This window comes from Rhizobium sp. NLR22b (genome assembly GCF_019685295.1).
In the GTDB taxonomy this organism is placed as follows: domain Bacteria; phylum Pseudomonadota; class Alphaproteobacteria; order Rhizobiales; family Rhizobiaceae; genus Rhizobium.
In genome coordinates, this window is the sequence record NZ_JABDWM010000057.1 from 1 (window position 1) to 3,408 (window position 3,408).

Below are 3,408 nucleotides of genomic sequence, written 5' to 3' on the forward strand. Positions count from 1 at the left end.
GCGGTTTATGCCGACCGTCGAACTATGCCGAACGAGCAGGTTTATGCCAACGTTTTTCGTGACAAAGCAGTAGCCGGATCGGCATAGCTTAGGCTCTCTCCGTCGCAGTTGACGCAAAGGAGAGCCCTATGAACGCAAGTGACTATTTGAAGCGCAGCACGCTGTATCGGAAGCTGATCCACGGGCCGCATGGCAAGTTTGCCCAAGTTTACGCCGCCAGGTTGTCGAACGAAGGCTTGGGTCGGCAATGTACCTGGCGATCGCTGAGCCTGTTTCGAGAGCTGATGGACTGGCATGTTGGCAGCGGACATGAGCCCCGGGATTTAAGCGAAGGTCACGTTAGTCGGTTTTTCGAGCACCGTTTCAAACACTGGAGACCTGACGCGGGCGACCGATCAGCTCTCCGCCGCTTACTCTCTACATTGCGGCAAGAAGGTTTGATATCAGCCGCCGTTCCGATTGAGCGCACGGAGCACGAGCAGATTGTCGATATGTTCGCAGCTTATCTCTCGAATGAGAGAGGGCTCGCAGCCTCAACGGTGGAAAGTCACAAGCTGCTGTCGCATCGATTTCTGATGGAGATCTGTCCGGCCGGCGCAGACGAGTTTGCAGCGCTCACCCCGGAGATCGTCATCGGCTATGTCGAACGACATGCGCTTGACGGTTCCGCCGACAGTGGCAAAGCCATGTGCGGAGTTGTGCGTGCGTTCTTGCGCTATTTGCATCTGAAGGGTTTCATCTCGACGCCGCTCGCTGACTGTGTGCCGTCCATCCGCCGCTGGCGACTTGCCGGCCTTCCAACATTCCTGCCGCCCGAGAAGGTCCAGAAGGTTCTCGATGCCTGCGATCGGACGACGGCAATGGGCCATCGGGACTATGCGGTTCTGATGATCCTCGCCAAGCTCGGCTTGCGCGCCAGCGAAGTTGCGACCCTCAATCTTGACGATATCGACTGGCAGTCGGGCACGATTCTCGTACACGGAAAGGGGCGGCAACAAGCAACGATGCCGCTGCGTCACGACGTCGGAACAGCGATCGTGGCTTATATCCGGCATGGGCGCCCCGCTTCGGCGTGTCGGCGAGTTTTCTTGCGAACTCTTGCGCCGCATGTGGGTTTTGCCTCCGGCTGCGCCATCACGATGATCGCAAAGCAGGCACTCGAACGGGCGGGCATTGACGGCTATGCGCATCACGGCGCCCATCTTTTCCGCCACAGCCTTGCAACCGACCTTTTGCGGTCGGGCGCCAGCTTTGCCGAGATCGGTCAACTGCTCCGCCATCGAAGCATCGACAGTACAAGGATCTATGCCAAGCTCGATGTTGAGAAGTTGCGCGAACTGAGCCTCCCCTGGCCGGGAGGTGTCCAATGAGCCGGCTTCGCACCGCGTTTGAGCGCTACATCGGCATGCGCCAAGGGCTGGGATACATATATGACGGTCCGGCAAAACGATTGTCGGGGTTCGTCGCTTTCATGGAGGCCCGCGGCGCCGAGACCATTACGGCGGACCTGGCAATGGAGTGGGTCACCTCGATGGGCCGGCAGCCGAGTTGGTCAATCCGACTGGCTGATGTGCGCTGCTTTGCCCAGCACCTCAGTCATTTCGATCCTCTGACGGAAGTGCCACCGAGCGACGCAGTGCCGCCGGCACGGCGCACAAAGCCCTACATCTATAGTGAAGTCGAGATTCAGGCGCTTCTGGCGGCAGCACTGTCGTTGCCGCCGGCCAACGCCCTGCGGCGCTGGACATATCACTGCCTGTTCGGGCTGATAGCGGTCGCCGGACTGCGCCATTCCGAAGCGCTCGGCCTACGCCGGGCCGACGTCGATCTCGACCAGGGCGTCCTCACCATTCGCGAGACAAAGTTCGGCAAGACAAGGCTGGTGCCGCTGCATGCCACGACAGTCGCTGTATTGTTGGACTATGCCGCCCGACGCGATGCACACCTTCGTACGCCTCGTAGTCCCTATTTCTTCGTCGCCGAACAGGGCGGCAGATTATTGCATCAATACGTGCACCGCGTGTTCTGGCGACTATCCCGGCAAATCGGATTACGGCAGGAGGGGAAACGAGATGGTCCACGGATTCATGATCTTCGCCACCGTTTCGCCGTCCAGACCCTGATCAACTGGCATCGGGCTGGCGAAGATGTGGAACGCGAGCTGCCGGTTCTCTCAACCTTCCTCGGCCATGCCAATGTTCGCGACACCTACTGGTATCTGTCCGCCGCGCCGGAACTGATGAACCATGCCGTCCGGCGATTGGATAAGCGCTGGGAGGCTCGGTCATGAGACGCACGAACGACCTGGCCGTGCTGATCGAGCGGTGGTTCACAGATCGGCTCATGAAGCATCGAGGTGTCAGTCCCAACACCATCGCCTCCTACCGCGACACCTTCAGGCTCCTGTTTGCGTTCGCACAGACGCGCCTTGGGAGGTCCCCATCTCAGTTGACACTACGGGATATAGACGCTCCTTTCATCGGCGCATTCCTGGAGAACCTTGAGACAAAGAGATCCGCCTCGGTGAGGACCCGGAATCTCCGCCTTACAGCCATCCGATCCTTCTTCCAATATGCAGCGTTCGAGGAGCCGGCACATAGCGCCCATATTCAGCGTGTGCTCGCGATCCCCAGCAAGCGATGTGATAAGCGGCAACTTCAGTTTCTAACCAGGCCCGAGATTGAAGCGATCCTGGACTGCACTGATCGAAGCACGTGGCTGGGACGCCGCGACTACACTCTGCTATTACTGGCCGCCCAAACCGGGCTTCGGGTCTCGGAGATCATCGACCTTGACCGAGATTCGGTAATGCTCGGCCGCGGTGCGCATGTGCAATGCATCGGCAAGGGCCGCAAAGAGCGAAGTACGCCGCTCACAAAGGTTGCCCAGCAAGCCCTCCGGTATTGGCTCAAGGAACCAGGGAAGCGAGGCGCAACGACTCTCTTTCCAAACATGCACGGTGGCCGGCTCAGCGCCGACGGCGTGCAGGCACTGCTGAACAAATATGTCGCCAAAGCGCGCGAGCACTGCCAGTCCCTTCGCTCAAAGCGGGTGTCGCCGCATGTCTTACGGCACTCCGCTGCCATGGAGTTACTGCAGGCGGGCGTCGACTGCTCGGTCATTGCCCTGTGGTTGGGCCACGAAGCGATGGAAACGACGTTGACCTATCTTCATGCACATCTCGAACTGAAGGAATCTGCACTCGCAAAGCTGAAGCCGTACGAACGCGCCAAGGCCGAGCGGTTTCGACCAAGCGACCGGCTTTTGGAATTCCTGAACGCCCTCTGAGCATGAGAACTATGCCGAGTGTCAACCAACGGCGACCCGCCGAACCGGCCGGGAACGCACGGTGTAGCGTCCCCATCAAAAGAGGCGTTCGGCATAGTTCGACGGTCGGCATAAACCGCC

The 3,408-nt window shown here is 59.5% G+C and carries 3 protein-coding genes; all 3 read left to right on the forward strand.

Annotation, left to right across the window (positions count from 1 at the left end):
* Positions 1-128 precede the first annotated feature (128 nt).
* The 3 genes from HJC00_RS32245 to HJC00_RS32255 are packed head-to-tail and all read left to right on the forward strand — an operon-like array spanning position 129 to position 3,288.
* Positions 129-1,370, forward strand: coding sequence for a site-specific integrase (locus tag HJC00_RS32245; protein ID WP_138397172.1), 1,242 nt, complete (start codon positions 129-131; stop codon positions 1,368-1,370).
* Positions 1,367-2,290, forward strand: coding sequence for a tyrosine-type recombinase/integrase (locus tag HJC00_RS32250; protein WP_221165211.1), 924 nt, complete (start codon positions 1,367-1,369; stop codon positions 2,288-2,290). Before HJC00_RS32245 ends, HJC00_RS32250 begins: the two co-directional genes overlap by 4 nt.
* A complete protein-coding gene (locus tag HJC00_RS32255) occupies positions 2,287-3,288 on the forward strand; it encodes a tyrosine-type recombinase/integrase (RefSeq protein ID WP_138397173.1) in 1,002 nt (333 codons plus the stop codon). Before HJC00_RS32250 ends, HJC00_RS32255 begins: the two co-directional genes overlap by 4 nt.
* Positions 3,289-3,408: the final 120 nt, after the last annotated feature.

Excerpts from the sequence above, each read along its gene's own strand:
- HJC00_RS32255 (WP_138397173.1), top strand. The coding sequence starts at position 2,287 with ATGAGACGCACGAACGACCTGGCCGTGCTGATCGAGCGGTGGTTCACA.
- HJC00_RS32245 (WP_138397172.1), top strand. The coding sequence starts at position 129 with ATGAACGCAAGTGACTATTTGAAGCGCAGCACGCTGTATCGGAAGCTG.
- HJC00_RS32250 (WP_221165211.1), top strand. The coding sequence starts at position 1,367 with ATGAGCCGGCTTCGCACCGCGTTTGAGCGCTACATCGGCATGCGCCAA.